The sequence below is a fragment of the Nonomuraea zeae genome, from assembly GCF_005889725.1.
GTDB lineage: Bacteria > Actinomycetota > Actinomycetes > Streptosporangiales > Streptosporangiaceae > Nonomuraea > Nonomuraea zeae.
In genome coordinates this window covers 1-16634 of the sequence record NZ_VCKX01000267.1, presented here as the reverse complement: position 1 = coordinate 16634, position 16634 = coordinate 1, and the positions used below count along the sequence as shown (strand labels likewise).

15 protein-coding genes are annotated in these 16634 nt (G+C 72.4%); 10 read left to right on the top strand and 5 right to left on the bottom strand.

All coding sequences use genetic code 11. From position 1 onward, the window contains the following. The first annotated feature begins 268 nt into the window (after positions 1-268). Positions 269-577 (top strand): response regulator transcription factor, encoded by a 309-nt coding sequence (locus ETD85_RS48835; RefSeq protein WP_420847324.1) that lies wholly within the window; start codon positions 269-271, stop codon positions 575-577. On the opposite strand, the gene ETD85_RS48830 is transcribed toward ETD85_RS48835, so the two are convergent. Next, complete coding sequence (locus ETD85_RS48830; protein WP_138696692.1) at positions 537-806, bottom strand: hypothetical protein; 270 nt, start codon at positions 804-806, stop codon at positions 537-539. The genes ETD85_RS48835 and ETD85_RS48830 overlap by 41 nt on opposite strands. 263 nt (positions 807-1069) lie before the next feature. On the opposite strand from ETD85_RS48830, the gene ccmA reads away from it, so the two are divergent. Both ccmA and ETD85_RS48820 read left to right on the top strand, forming a co-directional pair. Beyond that, complete coding sequence (gene ccmA, locus ETD85_RS48825; RefSeq protein WP_138696691.1) at positions 1070-1696, top strand: heme ABC exporter ATP-binding protein CcmA; 627 nt, start codon at positions 1070-1072, stop codon at positions 1694-1696. Beyond that, complete coding sequence (locus ETD85_RS48820; protein ID WP_240779934.1) at positions 1693-3207, top strand: DUF6297 family protein; 1515 nt, start codon at positions 1693-1695, stop codon at positions 3205-3207. The genes ccmA and ETD85_RS48820 overlap by 4 nt, the downstream gene beginning before the upstream one ends. Here the strand turns inward: ETD85_RS48820 and ETD85_RS48815 are convergent. Next, positions 3195-3662: a GNAT family N-acetyltransferase gene (locus ETD85_RS48815; RefSeq protein WP_138696693.1), complete on the bottom strand. Its 468-nt coding sequence runs from the start codon at positions 3660-3662 to the stop codon at positions 3195-3197. The genes ETD85_RS48820 and ETD85_RS48815 overlap by 13 nt on opposite strands. Positions 3663-3734: 72 nt before the next feature. After that, on the bottom strand, positions 3735-5561 hold the full coding sequence (lepA, locus tag ETD85_RS48810) for a translation elongation factor 4 (protein WP_138696690.1): 1827 nt from the start codon (positions 5559-5561) through the stop codon (positions 3735-3737). 56 nt (positions 5562-5617) lie between these two features. On the opposite strand from lepA, the gene ETD85_RS48805 reads away from it, so the two are divergent. The 6 genes from ETD85_RS48805 (at position 5618) to ETD85_RS48780 (ending at position 14473) form a co-directional block, all read left to right on the top strand. After that, a complete protein-coding gene (locus ETD85_RS48805; RefSeq protein ID WP_138696689.1) occupies positions 5618-6604 on the top strand; it encodes a glycoside hydrolase family 18 protein in 987 nt (328 codons plus the stop codon). Between the two features lie 109 nt (positions 6605-6713). Beyond that, a complete protein-coding gene (gene rpsT, locus ETD85_RS48800) occupies positions 6714-6983 on the top strand; it encodes a 30S ribosomal protein S20 (protein ID WP_138696688.1) in 270 nt (89 codons plus the stop codon). A 204-nt stretch (positions 6984-7187) separates the two neighbouring features. Beyond that, positions 7188-10250, top strand: coding sequence for an FtsX-like permease family protein (locus ETD85_RS48795; RefSeq protein WP_138696687.1), 3063 nt, complete (start codon positions 7188-7190; stop codon positions 10248-10250). After that, positions 10247-12865, top strand: coding sequence for an FtsX-like permease family protein (locus ETD85_RS48790; RefSeq protein ID WP_138696686.1), 2619 nt, complete (start codon positions 10247-10249; stop codon positions 12863-12865). Before ETD85_RS48795 ends, ETD85_RS48790 begins: the two co-directional genes overlap by 4 nt. Continuing rightward, entirely contained in the window at positions 12862-13791 is a 930-nt protein-coding gene (locus ETD85_RS48785) for an ABC transporter ATP-binding protein (RefSeq protein WP_138696685.1), read from the top strand. The genes ETD85_RS48790 and ETD85_RS48785 overlap by 4 nt, the downstream gene beginning before the upstream one ends. Further along, complete coding sequence (locus ETD85_RS48780; protein WP_138696684.1) at positions 13781-14473, top strand: ABC transporter ATP-binding protein; 693 nt, start codon at positions 13781-13783, stop codon at positions 14471-14473. The genes ETD85_RS48785 and ETD85_RS48780 overlap by 11 nt, the downstream gene beginning before the upstream one ends. Here ETD85_RS48780 and ETD85_RS48775 read toward each other — a convergent pair. Beyond that, the gene (locus ETD85_RS48775) at positions 14436-15683 is read right to left on the bottom strand and encodes an MFS transporter (RefSeq protein WP_138696683.1); all 1248 of its coding nucleotides are present in this window, start codon (positions 15681-15683) and stop codon (positions 14436-14438) included. The genes ETD85_RS48780 and ETD85_RS48775 overlap by 38 nt on opposite strands. 68 nt (positions 15684-15751) lie before the next feature. Here ETD85_RS48775 and ETD85_RS48770 point away from each other — a divergent pair, with 68 nt between their 5' ends. Then, positions 15752-16237: a MarR family winged helix-turn-helix transcriptional regulator gene (locus ETD85_RS48770; RefSeq protein WP_138696682.1), complete on the top strand. Its 486-nt coding sequence runs from the start codon at positions 15752-15754 to the stop codon at positions 16235-16237. Between the two features lie 108 nt (positions 16238-16345). On the opposite strand, the gene ETD85_RS48765 is transcribed toward ETD85_RS48770, so the two are convergent. Next, the gene (locus tag ETD85_RS48765; protein ID WP_206059353.1) at positions 16346-16522 is read right to left on the bottom strand and encodes a hypothetical protein; all 177 of its coding nucleotides are present in this window, start codon (positions 16520-16522) and stop codon (positions 16346-16348) included. Between the last annotated feature and the right edge of the window lie 112 nt (positions 16523-16634).

Below are 16634 nucleotides of genomic sequence, written 5' to 3'. Positions count from 1 at the left end.
CGGCACCCCCGCGCCACCACCGGACAAAACCACATCACGAGCACGCCCGGCTCGTGACCCCACGCCAAGGCCACCCGCCAACACCCTCCGCAGAGCCGACGAGCCCACCGACGCCCGGCCCAGCGCGCAGGACCCCACCCCACAGCCGCCCACCGACGCCTCCCGTAGGGCTGACGAGCCCAGCCCACGGCCGCCCGCCAGCACCCCGGGCAGGGCGCCGGAGGCCACGCCGCGATCGCCCGTCGGCGCATCCCGCAGGGCAGAGCCCATGTCAGGGCCGTCCGCCGATGCGCCCCGCCCGGCGCGTCGGGCTCAGACGGCAGGGCAGGGCGACGACGCGGCGCGGGGACGCGGGGCACGCCGCGCCGCGCTCCCCGACGATCTGACCCCGCGCGAGGGCGAGGTGCTGGAGCTCATCGCCGACGGCCTCGCGAACGCCGAGATCGCCGCCCGCCTCTACATCACGGAAGCGACCGTCAAAACCCACATCAACAACATCTTCGCCAAAGCGCACCTACGGGACCGCGCCCAGGCGGTCACCTACGCCTATCGTCACGGCCTCGCACCTCCGCATTGAGCTGCGGCACCTCGGCGTTGAGCTGCGACTCGGCGTCGAACCCGGCCAGTTGTAACAGCGTCTCCAGCGCCGCCTGCCTGGTCTCCTCCACCGAACCGCCCCGCTCGCCGAAACACTCGGCCGCCACATCCAGCAACGCCGTCACCACCACCGCGTCGGGATAGGGCACGTCGACGAGCACCGTGCCGTCGTCGTCCTCCTCCCCCGCGCCCACATGGAGACTCAGCAACCGCCGAGCCTCCTCAGCCACAGCGACCCCCAACACGGCGGCACGCTCGAATCGCTCAGAAGCAATCACGTCACCCTCCAGTCGCACAGGTGTTCGGAACAGAAAGGTAGACGGTGCCACCGACAGAATCCCCGGCGCACACGGGGATCCCGGCCATCGGAGTGCCGTCGGAGAGCCGTCCGAGCGTCGTCGGGGTGTCGTCCGGGTGCCGTCCGGACCAAGGGCGGTGCGCGAGCGGGTGCCGGGGTGGTTACGCTCGAACGGTGTACGACTCGATCATCAGCGTGGACGGCCTGACCGTCGAGCTCGGGGGCAACCCCGTACTCCGGGGAATGGCGTTGACCGTGGCCCCCGGCGAGATCGTGGCGGTGGTCGGCCCCAACGGGTCCGGCAAGTCCACCCTCCTGCGCTGCCTGGCCGCCCTCCAGCCGCCCACCTCGGGCACGGTCCGCGTGTTCGGCGAGCCGCCCGCCGACGACGCCGCCTTCTGGCGCCGGGTGGCGCTGCTGAGCGACGAGCCGGCCTGGTATCCGGGGCTCACCGCCCACGAACACCTGGAGCTCATGGGCGCCGTGTACGCCGAGGCTCGGATGACGGTGGACACGGCGCTGGAAACGTTCGATCTGGTGGAGCGGGCGGACGCGCCGCCGCTCAACCTGTCCACCGGCCAGCGCCAGCGCCTCTCGCTGGCCGCGACGCTGCTGCGCCCCAGCACGCTCCTGCTGCTCGACGAGCCTGAGCGCGGTCTGGACGCCGGTTTCCGCGCGTCCCTGGCCGACCTGCTCGACGAGTACGCGGACGAAGGCGGCACCGTCGTCATGGCCACCCACGACCAGGGCCTGGCCGCCCGCGCCCGCCAGATCTCGCCCACCGGGACGGTGGCCGCATGACCGGGGCGATGGGCGACATAAAGGCGGTGCGGGCGTATCTACGCTCCCGTGGCCGCACCCGGGCGAGCCTGCTCGACCAGTACGCCACCGGCTTCGGCCTGGCGATGGTCATCGTGATCCTGGGCCGGCCGGTCTCCGGCGTGGTGTCCGGTCTGGCCGGGCCGGTCGATCCCGCCCGGATGGGTGCCGGGGCGGCGCTCCTCGCGCTGGGCCTGATCGGGTTCCTGGCCAGCGCCAGGGCGGCGGGGCCGGTGCTGCTGCCGGCCCCCGACGCGTCGTGGCTGCTGCTGTCGCCCCTGCATCGGCGGCGGGTGCTCGGCCGGGCCGGGCGGGCGCTGGCCGTGGTCGCCGTGGTGGCGGGCCTGGTGCTCGGCCTGGGGCTGGTGGCCGTCCTGGGCGCGCCGGACCTGTTCGTCTGGCGGCTGCTCGGCGCGCTGGCGCTCGGCGTCTCGGTGACGGCGGGCGGGATGGCGCTGGCGGTGCTCGGGCAGGCCTCCCAGTCGTGGCAGGTCTGGGTGACCGCCACGATGGTCGGGCTGCTGGTGCTGGCGGTGGTGGCGGTGAGCGGGCAGGCCCGTTCGGTGCTGGCGGTCGCCGCGAGCGCGCCCCTGCCGGCCCTGGCCGGCGCCGTGTCCGGGGCCGCCGTGCTCTCCGGTCTGCTCGTCCGGCAGGCGTGGTCGTCCCTCGACCGCATCCCCTCCCGTACGCTCCTCGCCGCCTCCACCCGCGCGGGACATGTGGCGAACGCGGCCGTCGCCCTCGACCCCGGCGCGCTGGCCTGGATCGCCGAGGACAACCACTGGCGGGCCAGGAAGCTGCGCTCGCGGCGGTGGCCGGCCCTGCCCGCGCCCCTCGCGCTGGCCTGGCACGACTGGCGGCGGCTGGCCCGCAGGCCGGGACGGCTGGCGACCATGTTGGCGACCGCCGCGCTGCCCGCGGTGCTGGCCCAGGCGGGCGGCGCTCCGGCGGCGCTCGGGGCGGCCGTGCTGGCGGGCGCGCTGGCCGTGGCGGCGACGAGCACGGCGGGGGCGCGAAGGGACTCCGACAACCCGAGCCTGGCCAGGCTGCTGGGGGTCGGGCACCGCAAGGCGCTGGCGGCGCGAGCGGTGCTGCCCCTGCTCCTGAGCGGCGCCTGGGCGACGCTCGCGCTGAGCGGCCTCATGATCACCGGCGGGCTCGCCGGGTCGTGGTGGCTGCTCGGCGTGCCGGCCGCGCCCGCGCTGGCGGCAGGCGCTCTCCGGATGGCCGGACGGCGTCCGGTCGATCACTCCATGCCGGTCATCGACACCCCGGGCGGCGCGATCCCGACCGGCCCGCTGATCTGGGCGCTCACCGGCGTGGACCTGGCCGCGCTGGGGTGCCTGCCTGTCATTACGGCGCTGCTCTACCCGCCGGCGGGGCTCGGCGGGTACCTGGCGGCGCAGGCGGTGACCGGCGTGCTGGTGCTGGTGGGGTACGTGATGCGGGCGCGACCCGGCACCACCGCCGTGGCGCCCGGTCAGACGACGTAGACGTCGCTGGGCAGGCCGCCGTACGGGATCGTGCGGTCCTTGTGCATGCCGGCCCGCTCAGCGACCCGGCGTGAGGGCTCGTTGACGTCGCGGATCACGGCCACCACGGTCCCGAGATCCTGCCCCACCCGCAGCGCCGCGCGGACGAGCTCCAGCGCGTACCCGTGGCCCCAGGCGGACGGGCGGAAGCGGTAATAGAGGTTGAGCACCTCGTCGCCACTGACGACCGCGCGGCGCAGGCCGCCGAAGCCGAGCACCTGAGGCTGCCCGGCCAGGCGGGCCGCCCAGTAGCCGAGCCCGCGCTCCGCCCAGTCGGCCAGCCAGAGGTCCAGCATGGCCTGGCTCGACTCCAGGTCGATCGTGGGCCCAGCCGGGTTGTAGATGCTTGTCCGTGGATCGGAGTGAATTTCGTGAACAGCCACTAGATCGTCACCTGTCACACGAGAAAGCACCATTCGCTCCGTGTGCACCACTTCCATACATTCAGCGTAGTCGCCCGACCTGCCGGAAGAAGTGGCGCCGACCTGCTACTTCTTCTTGTCGCCCCCGGAGTCGGTGGACAGCGCGGCGACGAAGGCCTCCTGCGGCACTTCGACCCGACCGACCATCTTCATCCGCTTCTTGCCTTCCTTCTGCTTCTCCAGCAGTTTGCGCTTACGGGAGATGTCACCGCCGTAGCACTTGGCCAGCACGTCCTTGCGGATGGCCCGGATGTTCTCGCGGGCGATGACCCTGGCCCCGATGGCCGCCTGGATCGGCACCTCGAACTGCTGGCGCGGGATCAGCTCGCGCAGCTTCTTCGCCATCTCGACGCCGTAGGTGTAGGCCTTGTCCTTGTGCACGATGGCGCTGAACGCGTCGACCGCCTCGCCCTGCAGCAGGATGTCGACCTTCACCAGGTCCGCCTCCTGCTCGCCGGCCGGCTCGTAGTCGAGCGAGGCGTAGCCACGGGTGCGCGACTTGAGCTGGTCGAAGAAGTCGAAGATGATCTCGCCCAGCGGCAGCGTGTAGCGGATCTCGACCCGGTCCTCCGACAGGTAGTCCATGCCGAGCAACTGGCCGCGCCGCCCCTGGCAGATCTCCATGATCGCGCCGATGAACTCGGACGGCGCCAGGATCGTGGACTTCGTGACCGGCTCGAACACCTGCGAGATCTTCCCGCCCGACGGGAACTCCGACGGGTTGGTCACGGTGACCTCGCTGCCGTCCTCCATGACCACGCGGTAGACGACGTTGGGCGCCGTCGAGATCAGCGACAGCCCGAACTCGCGCTCCAGCCGCTCGCGCACGATCTCCATGTGGAGCAGCCCGAGGAAGCCGACCCGGAAGCCGAACCCGAGCGCCGCCGACGTCTCCGGCTCGTAGACCAGGGCGGCGTCGTTGAGCTGCAGCTTGTCGAGCGCCTCGCGCAGCTCGGGGTATTCGTCGCCGTCGATCGGATAGAGGCCGGAGAACACCATCGGCTTCGGGTGCTCGTAGCCGGCCAGCATCTCGGTGGCGCCCTTGACGGCCGAGGTGACCGTGTCACCCACGCGCGACTGGCGCACGTCCTTCACGCCGGTGATCAGGTAGCCCACCTCGCCGACGCCCAGGCCGAGCTCGGAGACCTTGGGCTCGGGCGAGATGACGCCGATCTCCAGCGTCTCGTGGGTGGCGTCGGTGGACATCATGAGGATGCGCTCGCGCTTGCTCAGGTGCCCGTCGATGACCCTGACGTAGGTGACCACGCCACGGTAGGTGTCGTAGACCGAGTCGAAGATCAGCGCCCTGGCGGCCTCATCGGCGTTCCCGACCGGCGCGGGGACCGTCTGGACCACGTGGTCGAGCAGCTCGCGCACGCCTACGCCGGTCTTGCCCGACACCTTGAGCACGTCGGAGGGGTCGCAGCCGATCAGGCCCGCCAGCTCGTCGGCGAACTTCTCCGGCTGCGCGGCCGGCAGGTCGATCTTGTTGAGGACGGGGATGATGTGCAGGTCGGCGTTCATGGCCAGGTAGAGGTTGGCCAGCGTCTGCGCCTCGATGCCCTGGGCCGCGTCGACCAGGAGGATCGCGCCCTCGCACGCCTGCAGCGACCTCGACACCTCATAGGTGAAGTCGACGTGACCGGGAGTGTCGATCATGTTGAGGACGTGGCCGTCCCAGGGCAGGCGCACGGCCTGCGACTTGATCGTGATGCCCCGTTCGCGCTCGATGTCCATCCTGTCGAGGTATTGGGCGCGCATGGAGCGGTCGTCGACCACGCCGGTGATCTGCAGCATCCGGTCGGCAAGGGTCGACTTGCCATGGTCGATGTGCGCGATGATGCAGAAGTTGCGGATCAACGCGGGGTCGGTCTGGCCAGGCTGAGTGCGCACCGAAGTCCGTTTCGACAGGGTTGAGGGCGAGCAGTCTTTCATGGTGACATGCCCGGGTGATTGCCCGAACCGTCATCCGCCGCGGCCTGCGCCTGCTCGCGCTAGCCTTGGTCGTCGTATTGGCGCTGGTCGGCCTGCTGGCCGCCGCGCTCCGTATCCAGTTTACCGGTGCCCCGGCAGCCTGGGCGAAGAGCACGGGCAACGACGCGCTCTGGCTGGGCCACGCGTGGGTGGACGGCCGCCGTACGGAGCGCGACGTCGAGCAACTCGCCGTCCGGCTGCGCGCCACCGGCGTCAAGGACGTGTACGTCCATTCCGGCCCGTTCGAGCTGGACGGCCGCCTAGATCCCGCTAAATACCCCAACGCCGGAAATTTCGTGCAATGGATGCGGAAACATCTCCCCAACCTCCGCATCTCCGCCTGGCTCGGCCAGGCCGTCAAGGGCGAACTCGACCTGGACGACCCCAAGTCCCGCGAGAACGTCCTGGCCGGCGTCGCCGCCATCATGAAGCAGGGCTACGACGGCATCCACTACAACTTCGAGCCGATCGGCGACGGCGACGCCGAGTTCCTCGACCTGCTGGACAGGACCAGGCAGTACACCACGCTGCTGTCCACCTCCACCCCCCAGATCGAGCCGTACACCGGCATGCGCCTGATCGCCAGGGCCGCGCTCGGCCACGACAAATACTGGTCCGAGGGCTACTTCAGCCAGGTCGTGAGCCGGGTGGACCAGGTCGCGATCATGACCTACGACTCGGGTACGCCCCTGCAGTCCCTCTACGGCGGTCACGTCGCCCGTCAGGCCGGCCTGGCGCTGGACCTGGTCCCCGACGCCAAGGCCCTCTACATCGGCGCCCCCGCCTACCACGACCACGGCCTGCCCTGGCTGGACGCCGCCGAAAGCGTCGCGATGGCCGCCGACGGCGCTAGGCTGGCGCTGTCGGCCCACGGCCGTCGCGAGCGGTTCGGCCTGGCCCTCTATGTCGACTTCGCCGCCACGGAAGAGGACTGGCGCGAATACATGACACGCTGGCGTTGATTTGAGCAGCGGCCTAGGTTATTGGTAACCTGTGAAACTGCGTGTGGCGCGCCCTCTCTCGAGCCCGCGCGCCCCATCCATCACTTCAGACTTTCACCGAGGCTTCTTCGTGGCGAACATCAAGTCCCAGATCAAGCGCAACAAGCAGAACGAGAAGGCTCGCCTGCGCAACAAGGCGGTCAAGTCCTCGTTGAAGACCGCCGTCCGCAAGTTCCGCGAGGCCGCCGAGCAGGGTGACGTCGCGCAGGCCGCGGCGCTCCAGCAGGTTGCCGCCCGCCAGCTCGACAAGGCCGTCAGCAAGGGCGTCATCCACAAGAACCAGGCCGCCAACCGCAAGTCCGCGATCGCCAAGCAGGCCGCGGCGCTGGCCGCCAAGTAAGACCTGCTGCGCAGACGCCGCACTCCGCTCGGGGTGCGGCGTTCTTGTGTTGTCCGGATACCTCGGCCAAGAGCCGCATTTGTCACGATTTCGATATCACACGGTCATCGCCGCCCCGTATCGGGTGCGTCACCGTTGCCAAGATCACCTTGCCCCCGCTCCCACCACTGCCCGAAGGTGCACTAAACGGGCGAAGGGGGACACATGCGGGGGCCGTTGGTCGTCAAAAGGGCGTTCAGCGAGCCGTTGCTCCTCCTGGCCGCGTTCGGATCGATCCTGCTGGCCACCACCACGCTGGTGGCGCTGACCATGTACGCCTCCTCCATCGCCGACGCGGGCGTCCGCAGGACGATGGAGACGGCCTCGTACCGCCAGACCGCGGCCACCATCAGCGCGCCCGTCACCACGCAGACCTTCCCCAAGCTCGACCAGTCGGTACGCGCCGAGCTCGGGCGGGCCTACGGCAGAACGCCCGCCGTCACCACCAGCTTCCGCTCCGACTCCTACGTCATGCCCGGGCAGGAGGCCCAGGAGCGGCCCGAGCTGCTCAGGTTCGGCAGCTACGACGACCTCGGCCGCCACGCCAAGCTGATCTCCGGCGCCTGGCCGCGCGCCGATGACGGAGTGGTCGAGGCCGCGATCTCGCTGTCGGCGGCCTCGGCGAGCGGCCTGAAGGCGGGCCAGGAGTTCACCACCCGGGGCCGGCTCGACCCGCGCCCGGTCAAGGTCCGCATCGCCGGTGTCTTCCAGCTCAACGACCCCTTCGGCGAGCGCTGGGCCGGCGAGCAGCTCCTCACCAGGGGCGCGGAGCGCGGGGAGTTCACGACGTACGGGCCGCTGATGGTGGCGCGCGAGACGTTCCTCGCCCGCTTCGCGACCAATGTCAGCACCACCTGGACCGCCGTACCCGACCTGCGCACCCTCACGCCGGAGCAGCTGCGCCCCCTGGCGGGCGCGATCGGCCAGGTCGGCGACCGGCTGCGGGACAGCGGCTGCGCCACCTGCGTGACCACCAGCCGGCTGCCCGAGATGCTCACCCAGCTCGGCACCGCGTCCCTGGTGGCCCGCTCCACCATGCTGATCCCCGTCCTGCAGCTGCTGCTGCTGGCCGCGTACGCGCTGATGCTCACGGCGCGGCTGCTCGCCGACCACCGGCGCATGGAGGTGGCGCTGCTGCGCTCGCGCGGCGCGGGCACGATGCGGCTGGCGGCGCTGGCCGGCGGCGAGGCGCTGCTGGTGGCGATCCCCTGCGCGGTCGTCGCGCCCTTCCTCGGCCCGCCGATGCTCGCGCTGGTCAACCAGCTGCCGTGGATCAAGGTCGCCGGGGTGCGGCTGGGCGCCACGGCCGACGTGGGCTCGTTCATCGTGTCGTTCGGCGTGGCGCTGGCCGCGGCCGTCCTGCTGATGCTGCCGGCGCTGGCGGGCACGCGGCGCACGTACGTGGAGGAGCAGTCGGCGCGCGGGCGCGGCGGCGGGCGCGGGCTGATCGAGCGGGCCGGCGCCGACCTGGCGCTGCTGGTCGTGGCCGGGCTGGCCATCTGGCAGCTGCAGCGCTACGGCGCGCCGGTCACCGCCACGGCGGCCGGCGAGCTGGGCATCGACCCGCTGATCATCTCCGGCCCCGCCCTGGCCCTGCTCACCGGCGGCATGCTGGGGCTGCGGCTGGTGCCGCGCGTCTCGAAGCTGGCCGAGCGGATCGCCTCCAGGCGGCCCACGCTCGCTCCCGCGCTCGGCGCGTGGCAGGTGAGCAGGCGACCGCTCAAGTACGCGGGTCCCGCCCTGCTGCTGACGATGGCCATCGCGATCGGCATCGTGTCCATCGCCACCGCGGCCACCTGGCGGACCTCGCAGCTCGACCAGGCCCGCCACCAGACCGGGACCGACCTGCGGCTGTCCGGGCCGCCGGACGGGCCGGAGCTGGGCGCGTTCGGGCGCGGCACGGCGTTCACCGCGCTGCCCGGCATCACGGCGGCCGCGCCGGGATTCCGCGGCCAGACCGAGGTGAGCGGCGAGAGCGCGCTGCTGCTCGGCGTCGACGCGAGCAGGCTCGGCGCGCTGTTCCAGCTCCGCCCCGACCTGTCGGCGCAGTCGATCGGCGAGATGTCGCGCGCTCTGGCCGGGCCGCAGGCGGGCAAGCTGGACCTGCCAGGACAGCCCGCCACGCTGACCCTGCGCGCGCGCTCGGACGGGGAGCTGCCGCTGCGGCTGGTGCTCTCCGACGCCCTCGGCGTGTGGCACGACCTGTCGCTCGGCGTGCTGAAGCCGGGCGAGAACCGGGTCGAGGTGGACCTCAAGGGGCTGGCCGGGCGCAGCGGGAAGATCACGTACCCGCTGTCGCTGCGCAGCCTCATCGTGAGCACGCCCCCTCCGGGCCGCGTGAACGTGACCGTGACCGGCCTGAGCGCCGACGGCCGCGAGCTGGCGGCGCCCCCGATCACCGTGCAGGTGACGGACTCGCGGCCTGCCGTGACGCCCTTCGCGCCCCTGCCCGCGCTCGGGCCGCTGCCCGTCGTGCTCACCTCCGACCTGGCCGCCTCGCTCAAGGTGGGTGTCGGGCAGACCGGGCGGGCCAGCATCGACCGCCGGATCCTGGACATCAAGGTCGTGGCCGTCGTCGACCGGATGCCGACGAGCGCCGCCGGGCAGCCGGCCGTACTCGCCGACTGGGGGACGATGCAGGCGCACGAGCTGGCGGCGAAACAGCTGCCCAGGCCCGCGACGGAGTGGTGGCTCGCCTCCGGCGACACCGCCGCGGCCGTCGCGGCGCTCCAGGCGCGGCCCGAGTGGGACGTCACCCCGCTCGACCAGCGCGAGGTCGCCGCCAAGCTGCAGGGCGACCCGCTGGCCAGCGGCCTGCAAGGGGCGCTGATGCTGGGCTTCGGTGCGGCGCTGGTGTTCGCGGCGCTCGGGTTCCTGGTGAACGCGGCGGTCGCGGCGCGGGAGCGGACGGCCGAGTTCGCGATCCTGCGGGCGCTCGGGGTGAGCTCCCGGCAGATGTTCGGGCTGCTGGCGATCGAGCAGGCGTTCGTCATCGGGCTCTCGCTGGCGGCCGGCACCGCGCTCGCGCTGGTCGTGGGCGTGCTGGTGGTGCCGCACATCGTGCTGACCGGGCAGGCCTCGGCCGTCACGCCCGACGTGGTGCTCGACATCCCGTGGCCGGCCACGCTGGCGATGCTGGCGGGAGTGGCGGCGGTGCTGTTCGCGATCGTCGCGGGGCTGGCCCGCAACCTGCGCCGGCAAGGGCCCGGCCTTCGGGAGGAACAGTGAGGATCCCGCTGCTGGCCCGGGTGCACCTGGGCACGGTGGCCGTGCTCTTCGTGCTGACGCTGAGCGCCTGCCTGCTGGTCGCGGGCCTGCCCAGGGCGATGCAGGCGTCGTTCGACGAGGCGCTGCGCCGTTCGCTGGCCGCCGCCCCGGGTGTGCAGACCGACCTGACGGTGACCCTGCCGTCCAGCTCGCGCGAGGACGACCTGTACGAACGCACCCAGTTCGACACCCGCGACCGGCGCTGGCACCAGCTCCTGCCCGCGGCCCTGCGCCCGCTGGTGGTCCCGGCCGGTACGGGCGCCAGCCACATGAGCGCCAAGACCGCGCTCACCCCGGTCACCGGGACCGGCGGCCTGACCTACATCAACGTGGGCTGGCTGTCCGACGCCGACCGCCGGGTGGACTGGGTGCAGGGACAGGCGCCCGGCAAGCCGTCCACGACGCGCTACGAGGGCGCGACGATCCCGGTGTTCGAGGTCGGGATCACCGAAGAGGCTCTGACCAAGATGAACCTCCGGCTGGGCCAGACGAAGACGATCGGCGAGAGCGACTACGCCGCCGTGAAGATCGTCGGCGTCTTCAGGCCCAAGAACGCCGGTGATCGCTACTGGAGCCACAACCAGGACATCCTGCACGTCACCCAGCTGCTGCCGCCCGGCAAGCTGGACTTCGAGCAGCACATCACCACGCTGACCTCGGACGCGGGTCTGGCCGTGCTCAGCGGCGAGTCGCGCAACCTGATCTATTCCTGGGTCATGCCGCTCGACGCCCGGCCCGCGAGCGCGCTGGCCGTGCCCGACCTCAGCACGGCGATCACGGAGTTCGGGCGGGTGATCGAGCTCCAGTCGTCCAGCACCAGAAGCCCCTACGGTCTGACGACCGGGCTGCCCAAGCTGCTCGACGACTTCCGCGCCGCGCTGGCCACCGCGCAGACCGTGATGTACCTGGTGCTCGGCGGGCTGCTGGTGGTGGCGCTGGGCGTGATCGTGCTGGCCGTGCAGCTGCTGGCCGACCGGATGGACCACACGCTCACGCTGGCCAGGGCCCGCGGCGGGTCGCTGCGCCAGGTGGCGGGGACCGCGGCGGCGCTGACCGGGCTCGCGGTGACGCCCGCCGCGGCGGCCGGGTACGCGTTGTCCTACTTCGTGCCCGGTCCCGCGCTGCCGATCGTGCATGCGGGGCCTGTGCTCGTGGTCGTGACGGCCGTCGGGTTCGCCGCCGCGCGGATCGCTCTCACGCACCGCGCGCCGCTGCACGAGCGCCGCGACGACGTGGCCGCGACCCGGCCCTCCGCCCGGCGGATCACGCTGGAGGTGCTGGTCGTCGTGCTCGCGCTGGCCGGGGCGTACCTGCTGCGGGCCCGCGGGCTGGCGGGGGCCGGTCCCGGGGCGGACCGCGCCGGGCAGGATCCGTTCCTGCTGCTGGTGCCGATCGCGCTGACGTTCGCGGCCGCGCTGGTCACCTTGCGGTGCTACCCGTACCCGCTGCGGCTGCTGGTCCGGCTGGCCGCCCGCGGGCGGGCGGCCGTGCCGTTCCTGGGGCTGACCAGGGCGGCCAGGGCGCGCTCCGCCACCGCGCTGCCGGTGCTGATCCTGCTGCCCGCGCTGGGCGTGTCGGTGTTCGCGGCGGTGATCTCCGGCGGGATCGCGAGCACGCAGCAGCTGGCGTCCTGGCAGAGCGTGGGCGCGCCGATCAAGCTGACCTCGAAGATCGAGATCCCGGAGCCGGCCATCGAGCAGGTGCGCAGGGCCGCCGGCGTGGAGCAGGTGGTGCTCGCCCAGACGGCCAGGGTCCAGGTCGGGTACGGCGCCGAGCGGGCCGAGGCCATCGCGGTGGACGTGGCCCAGTGGCAGCGGCTCTTGCAGGACGCCCCCATCAGCCTGCCCGCCCTGTCCGGCGGCACGTCCGCGCTGGTCTCGCCGGACCTGCGGGGTCGCGGGACGCTGGAGATCGGCTGGCAGTCGCGGCTGAAGCTCACCCCGCGGGGCGTGATCGACTCCGTGCCCGGGTTCTACACCACGGGCAAGTTCGTCGTCGTGCCGTTGAGCGTACAGGTCCGGCCCGCGGTGAACACGTTGCTGATCAAGGGCGACGCGTCGCCGGACGAGCTGCGGCGGCTCGTGCCGTCGGCCACCGTGGAGTCCCAGCAGGCGGCCCTGCGCGCCATCCAGGACGATCCGCTCACGACCACCGTGCGCTGGACGCTGGTCGTGGTGACGGTGGCGCTGGCCGCGTACGCGCTGGTCGCCGTCGTCCTGTCGCTGGTGATCGGGGCGGCGGACCGGGCCAGGGCGGTGTCGTTCCTGCGCACGCTGGGGCTGTCGGACCGGCAGGCGCAGCGCCTGACCGTGCTGGAGATCCTGCCCATGATCCTGGTCACCGCGCTGGTCGGGCTCGGCCTGGGCCTCGGGCTCCCGGCCGCGCTCGGTCCCGGCGTCGACCTGTCGTCGTACGCGGGCGACGTGCCCGTGGGCGACTACTCGCCCGACCTCGTCACGCCGGCCGCGCTGGCGGCCGGGCTCGCCGCCGTCGCCGTGCTCGGCGCGTACGCGCACATCGTCATCGGCCGCCGGCGCAACCTCGGCGCCGTTCTCCGAGTGGGGGATCTGTCATGAATCCGACCCTGTCCGAGCTGGAAGCCAACGCCACGCGGAAGAAGGCCGCGTTCGGCGGCGACGCCCACATCGTGTGCGACAACCTGGTGCGCATCTACAAGACCGAAGGCGTCGAGGTCGTCGCGTTGCAGGGGCTGGACCTGGTGATCGACAAGGGCGAGCTGGTCGCCATCGTCGGCGCGTCGGGCTCGGGCAAGTCCACGCTGCTCAACGTGCTGTCCGGGCTGGACGTCCCCACGGCGGGGGTGGCCAGGGTGGCGGGCATGGACCTGCTGTCGATGAGCGCCAAGGACCGGCTGCGGTACCGGCGCTCGGTGGTGGGCTTCATCTGGCAGCAGACGGCGCGCAACCTGCTGCCGTACCTGACCGCCAGGGAGAACGCCGAGCTGCCGATCAAGCTGGCCGGCACCGTCAGAGGAGCCAGGGAGCGGGCCGGCGAGCTGCTCGAACTGCTGGGCGTCGGCTACTGCGCGGGCAAGAAGACCGGCGAGATGTCGGGCGGCGAGCAGCAGCGGGTGGCCATCGCGGTCGCCCTGGCGAACTCCCCGCAGCTCATCCTGGCCGACGAGCCGACGGGCGAGCTGGACAGCGAGACGTCGGAGCTGGTGTTCGACGCGCTGCGCAAGGCCAACAGGGAGCTGGGGGTGACCGTGGTGATCGTGACCCACGACCCGCTGGTGTCGGAGCAGGTGGACCGGACGGTGGGCATCCGCGACGGGCGTACCAGCAGCGAGACGCTGCGGCGCGAGGACGCGGAGGGGCAGATCATCGCCGAGGAGTACGCCGTGCTCGACCGGGTCGGGCGGCTGCAGCTCCCCCGCGACTTCATGAACGCCCTGGAGATGGAGCGCCGGGTGCGTCTCGAACTCGAATCCGACCACATCGGCGTGTGGCCCGCCCGAGAGGAGCCCGCAGGTGAGCAATGAGCCCCTGGTCGTCGTCGAGGGCCTGCGCAAGGTCTATCGAAGCGGCCCCAAAGAGGTCGTGGCGCTGCGCGAGGTGTCGTTCGAGCTGTTCCCCGGCGAGCTGGTCGCCGTCCGAGGGCGGTCGGGGTCGGGCAAGACGACCCTGCTGAACCAGATCGGCGGCCTGGACCGGCCGGACGCCGGGCGGGTGGTCGTGGGCGGGCACGAGGTCACCGCCATGTCCGAGGAGTCGCTGCTGCAGCTGCGCAGGGACGTGCTGGGGTTCGTGTTCCAGTCGTTCGGCCTCATCCCGGTGCTGTCCGCGGCGGAGAACGTGGGGGTGCCGATGCGGCTGGTCCGCATGCCGGTGGCGGAGCGGGAGGAGCGCATCCGGATGCTGCTCGCGCTGGTGGGGCTGGAGCAGCACGTCAACCAGCGGCCTTACGAGCTGTCCGGTGGGCAGCGGCAGCGGGTGGCGATCGCCAGGTCCCTGGCCAACCGGCCGCGGCTGCTGATCGCCGACGAGCCGACCGGGCAGCTCGATTCGCAGACCGGGCGGCAGATCATGGAGCTGTTGCGGGCGCTCGTACGGAGTGAGGGGGTCACGGCGCTGGTCGCCACCCACGACCCGAGCCTGATCACGCTCGCCGATCGGGTGCTGGAGATCAGCGACGGCGCCGTACGGGAGGCTGCGCTGGCGTGACGGCCTCCTCCCCTGACGCGGCGGCCTGCGCCGGCGTGCGGCCGGTGCCGGCCCGGCGGCCCGCGGGGACGGCGACGGCGGCGAGGTTGGCGACGACGACCAGCACGCCGCCCGCCAGGAGCAGCGCCGCCGAGCCGGTCACCCCGGCCAGCGGCACCGCCACCGCCAGCCCGAACGGCCGCGACGCGAACGAGATGAGCTGGTCGAACGACCGCACCCGCCCCAGCGCCGTCTCCGGGAGCTCCTCGGCCACGAGCGTCTCCCACAGCGGGCTGAGCACCCCCAGCCCGAACATCGCCACGCCGTACGCGCCCGCCACCGCCCCGACGGGCGCTGTCACCGCCAGGGCGACCATGGGCAGCAGGTAGCACGCCGCACCGGCCTGGACCGCGACCAGGGGCCGCCGGACGGGCAGCCGGGGTGCCGCGAACACGCCCAGGACCAGGCCCACCGTGCCGCTCTGCACGATCACCATCCAGCTCGCCTCGCCGCCCAGCTCCCGTACGGCCGTCAGCGGGCCGAGCGTGAGGAACAGCCCGGCCATGAAATGCCAGACGCCGTGGCCGAGCACGCTGGTCAGGAACCAGGGCCGCGTCCTGATCTCGCGCCACCCGTCGCCCAGGTCCCGCAGGAAGGGAGCCCTCGGCCCGTTCGCCGCGGCCCCGCGCGTGCGGATCCCGCCGAGGGTCAGCGCCGAGCAGGCGAAGAGCGCCGCCGTGAGCGCCGCCGCCCAGCCGGGGCCGGCCACCAGCGTGATCGTCCCCGCGATCGCCGGGGCGACGACCGCGGACAGGCTCGTCACCACGCCGATGCGCGCGTTCATCCGCAGCCGGCCCTCGCCCGGCACCACCGCCACCACCAGCCTCGGCACGGCCGGGCTGCCGAACGCGATGGCCGCCCCCGCCAGCGCGGACAGCAGCGCCAGGTCGAGCAGGCGATACACGCCGAGCAGCAGTTCGGCGGCGATGGCGGCTTGCGACAGGCAGCGGGTCAGGTCGGCGAGCAGCGCCAGCCGCTCAGGTCTGAGCCGGTCCGCCACCACTCCCCCGGCCGGGAGCAGCAGCAGGAGCGGCACCATCTCGCTCGCCAGCACGAGGCCGAGCGCCGCGCCGTCGTCCGTGGCCCGCAGGACCGCCAGGGTCAGGGTCGTGGGGATGAGGGCGGTGGCGAGCGCGGACAGGCATCGTCCGATCAGCAGCCGGTTCGTCATGGCTATGGACAATATTTCGTCAGCTAATGTTTCGTCAACAAAATACTTGCTAGCGTAGGATTCCTGGGATGGAGGACTCGGTAGATCGTCACCTGGCCCGCTGGCGCGGTAAGGCGCCCTTCGACGAGCGGGTGGAGGGGATCGTGTCGCGCATGCAGTTCCTCGTGAAGCACCTCAGCCACACCAAGGAGGCGGCGCTGGCGGAGGTGGGAATGCAGGACTTCGAGTTCGAGACCCTGCACCGGCTGGTGGCGCGCGGCGGGGCGGCCACCCCGTCGGAGCTGGCCGCCGACCTGCTGCTGTCCCCCGCTGGGATGACCGGCCGGCTCGACACGCTCGAACGGTCGGAGCTCGTCCGCCGGGTGCGCAGCACGGAGGACCGGCGGCGGGTGGACGTCGAGCTGACGCCGAAGGGTCACGACCTCTGGATGGAGGCCATGACAATCCGGGGCGAGGTGGAGACGAGCATGCTGAGCGCGCTCGGCCCCGAGGACCAGGCGACCCTCGACGGCCTGCTCAAGCACCTGTTGATCAAGGCGGAGGCCGACCGCTGACCCGCCGGCTCGGCCGTTGAAGCGGGGACGGTGATGGGGTGGCGCGGCAGATCACGCGGGGCGCGGGCTCGCGGTGCAGCAGCTCACGCGGGCTCGCGGCGCGGCAGATCACACGGGCGCGGGCTCGCGGCGCAGCAGCTCCCGCACCTCCGCCAGTAGATCGACCTGCGCCCGCCAGTCGCCGCCGGAGATGCCGATGACGGCGTGCCCCGCCCCGGCCTCGCGGTAGGCGTCCAGCCGCTCGGCCGCCTCTTCCGGCCGGCCGGTGAGCGGGATCTCCAGCACGTCCGCCAGCGGGCGCCCGTAGGCACGGCTGATGCCGGTGGCGATCTCCGTCCGGGACGTGATGCCCGCCCCCGCCCCCAGAGCTGTCTCTTATGCACATCTTCGCGCCCCA

Coding starts and splice junctions, on each gene's coding strand:
- ETD85_RS48775 (WP_138696683.1), bottom strand. CDS start 15,683: ATGACGAACCGGCTGCTGATCGGACGATGCCTGTCCGCGCTCGCCACC.
- ETD85_RS48835 (WP_420847324.1), top strand. CDS start 269: ATGTCAGGGCCGTCCGCCGATGCGCCCCGCCCGGCGCGTCGGGCTCAG.
- ETD85_RS48785 (WP_138696685.1), top strand. CDS start 12,862: ATGAATCCGACCCTGTCCGAGCTGGAAGCCAACGCCACGCGGAAGAAG.
- ETD85_RS48770 (WP_138696682.1), top strand. CDS start 15,752: ATGGAGGACTCGGTAGATCGTCACCTGGCCCGCTGGCGCGGTAAGGCG.
- ETD85_RS48820 (WP_240779934.1), top strand. CDS start 1,693: ATGACCGGGGCGATGGGCGACATAAAGGCGGTGCGGGCGTATCTACGC.
- ETD85_RS48795 (WP_138696687.1), top strand. CDS start 7,188: ATGCGGGGGCCGTTGGTCGTCAAAAGGGCGTTCAGCGAGCCGTTGCTC.
- ETD85_RS48815 (WP_138696693.1), bottom strand. CDS start 3,662: ATGGTGCTTTCTCGTGTGACAGGTGACGATCTAGTGGCTGTTCACGAA.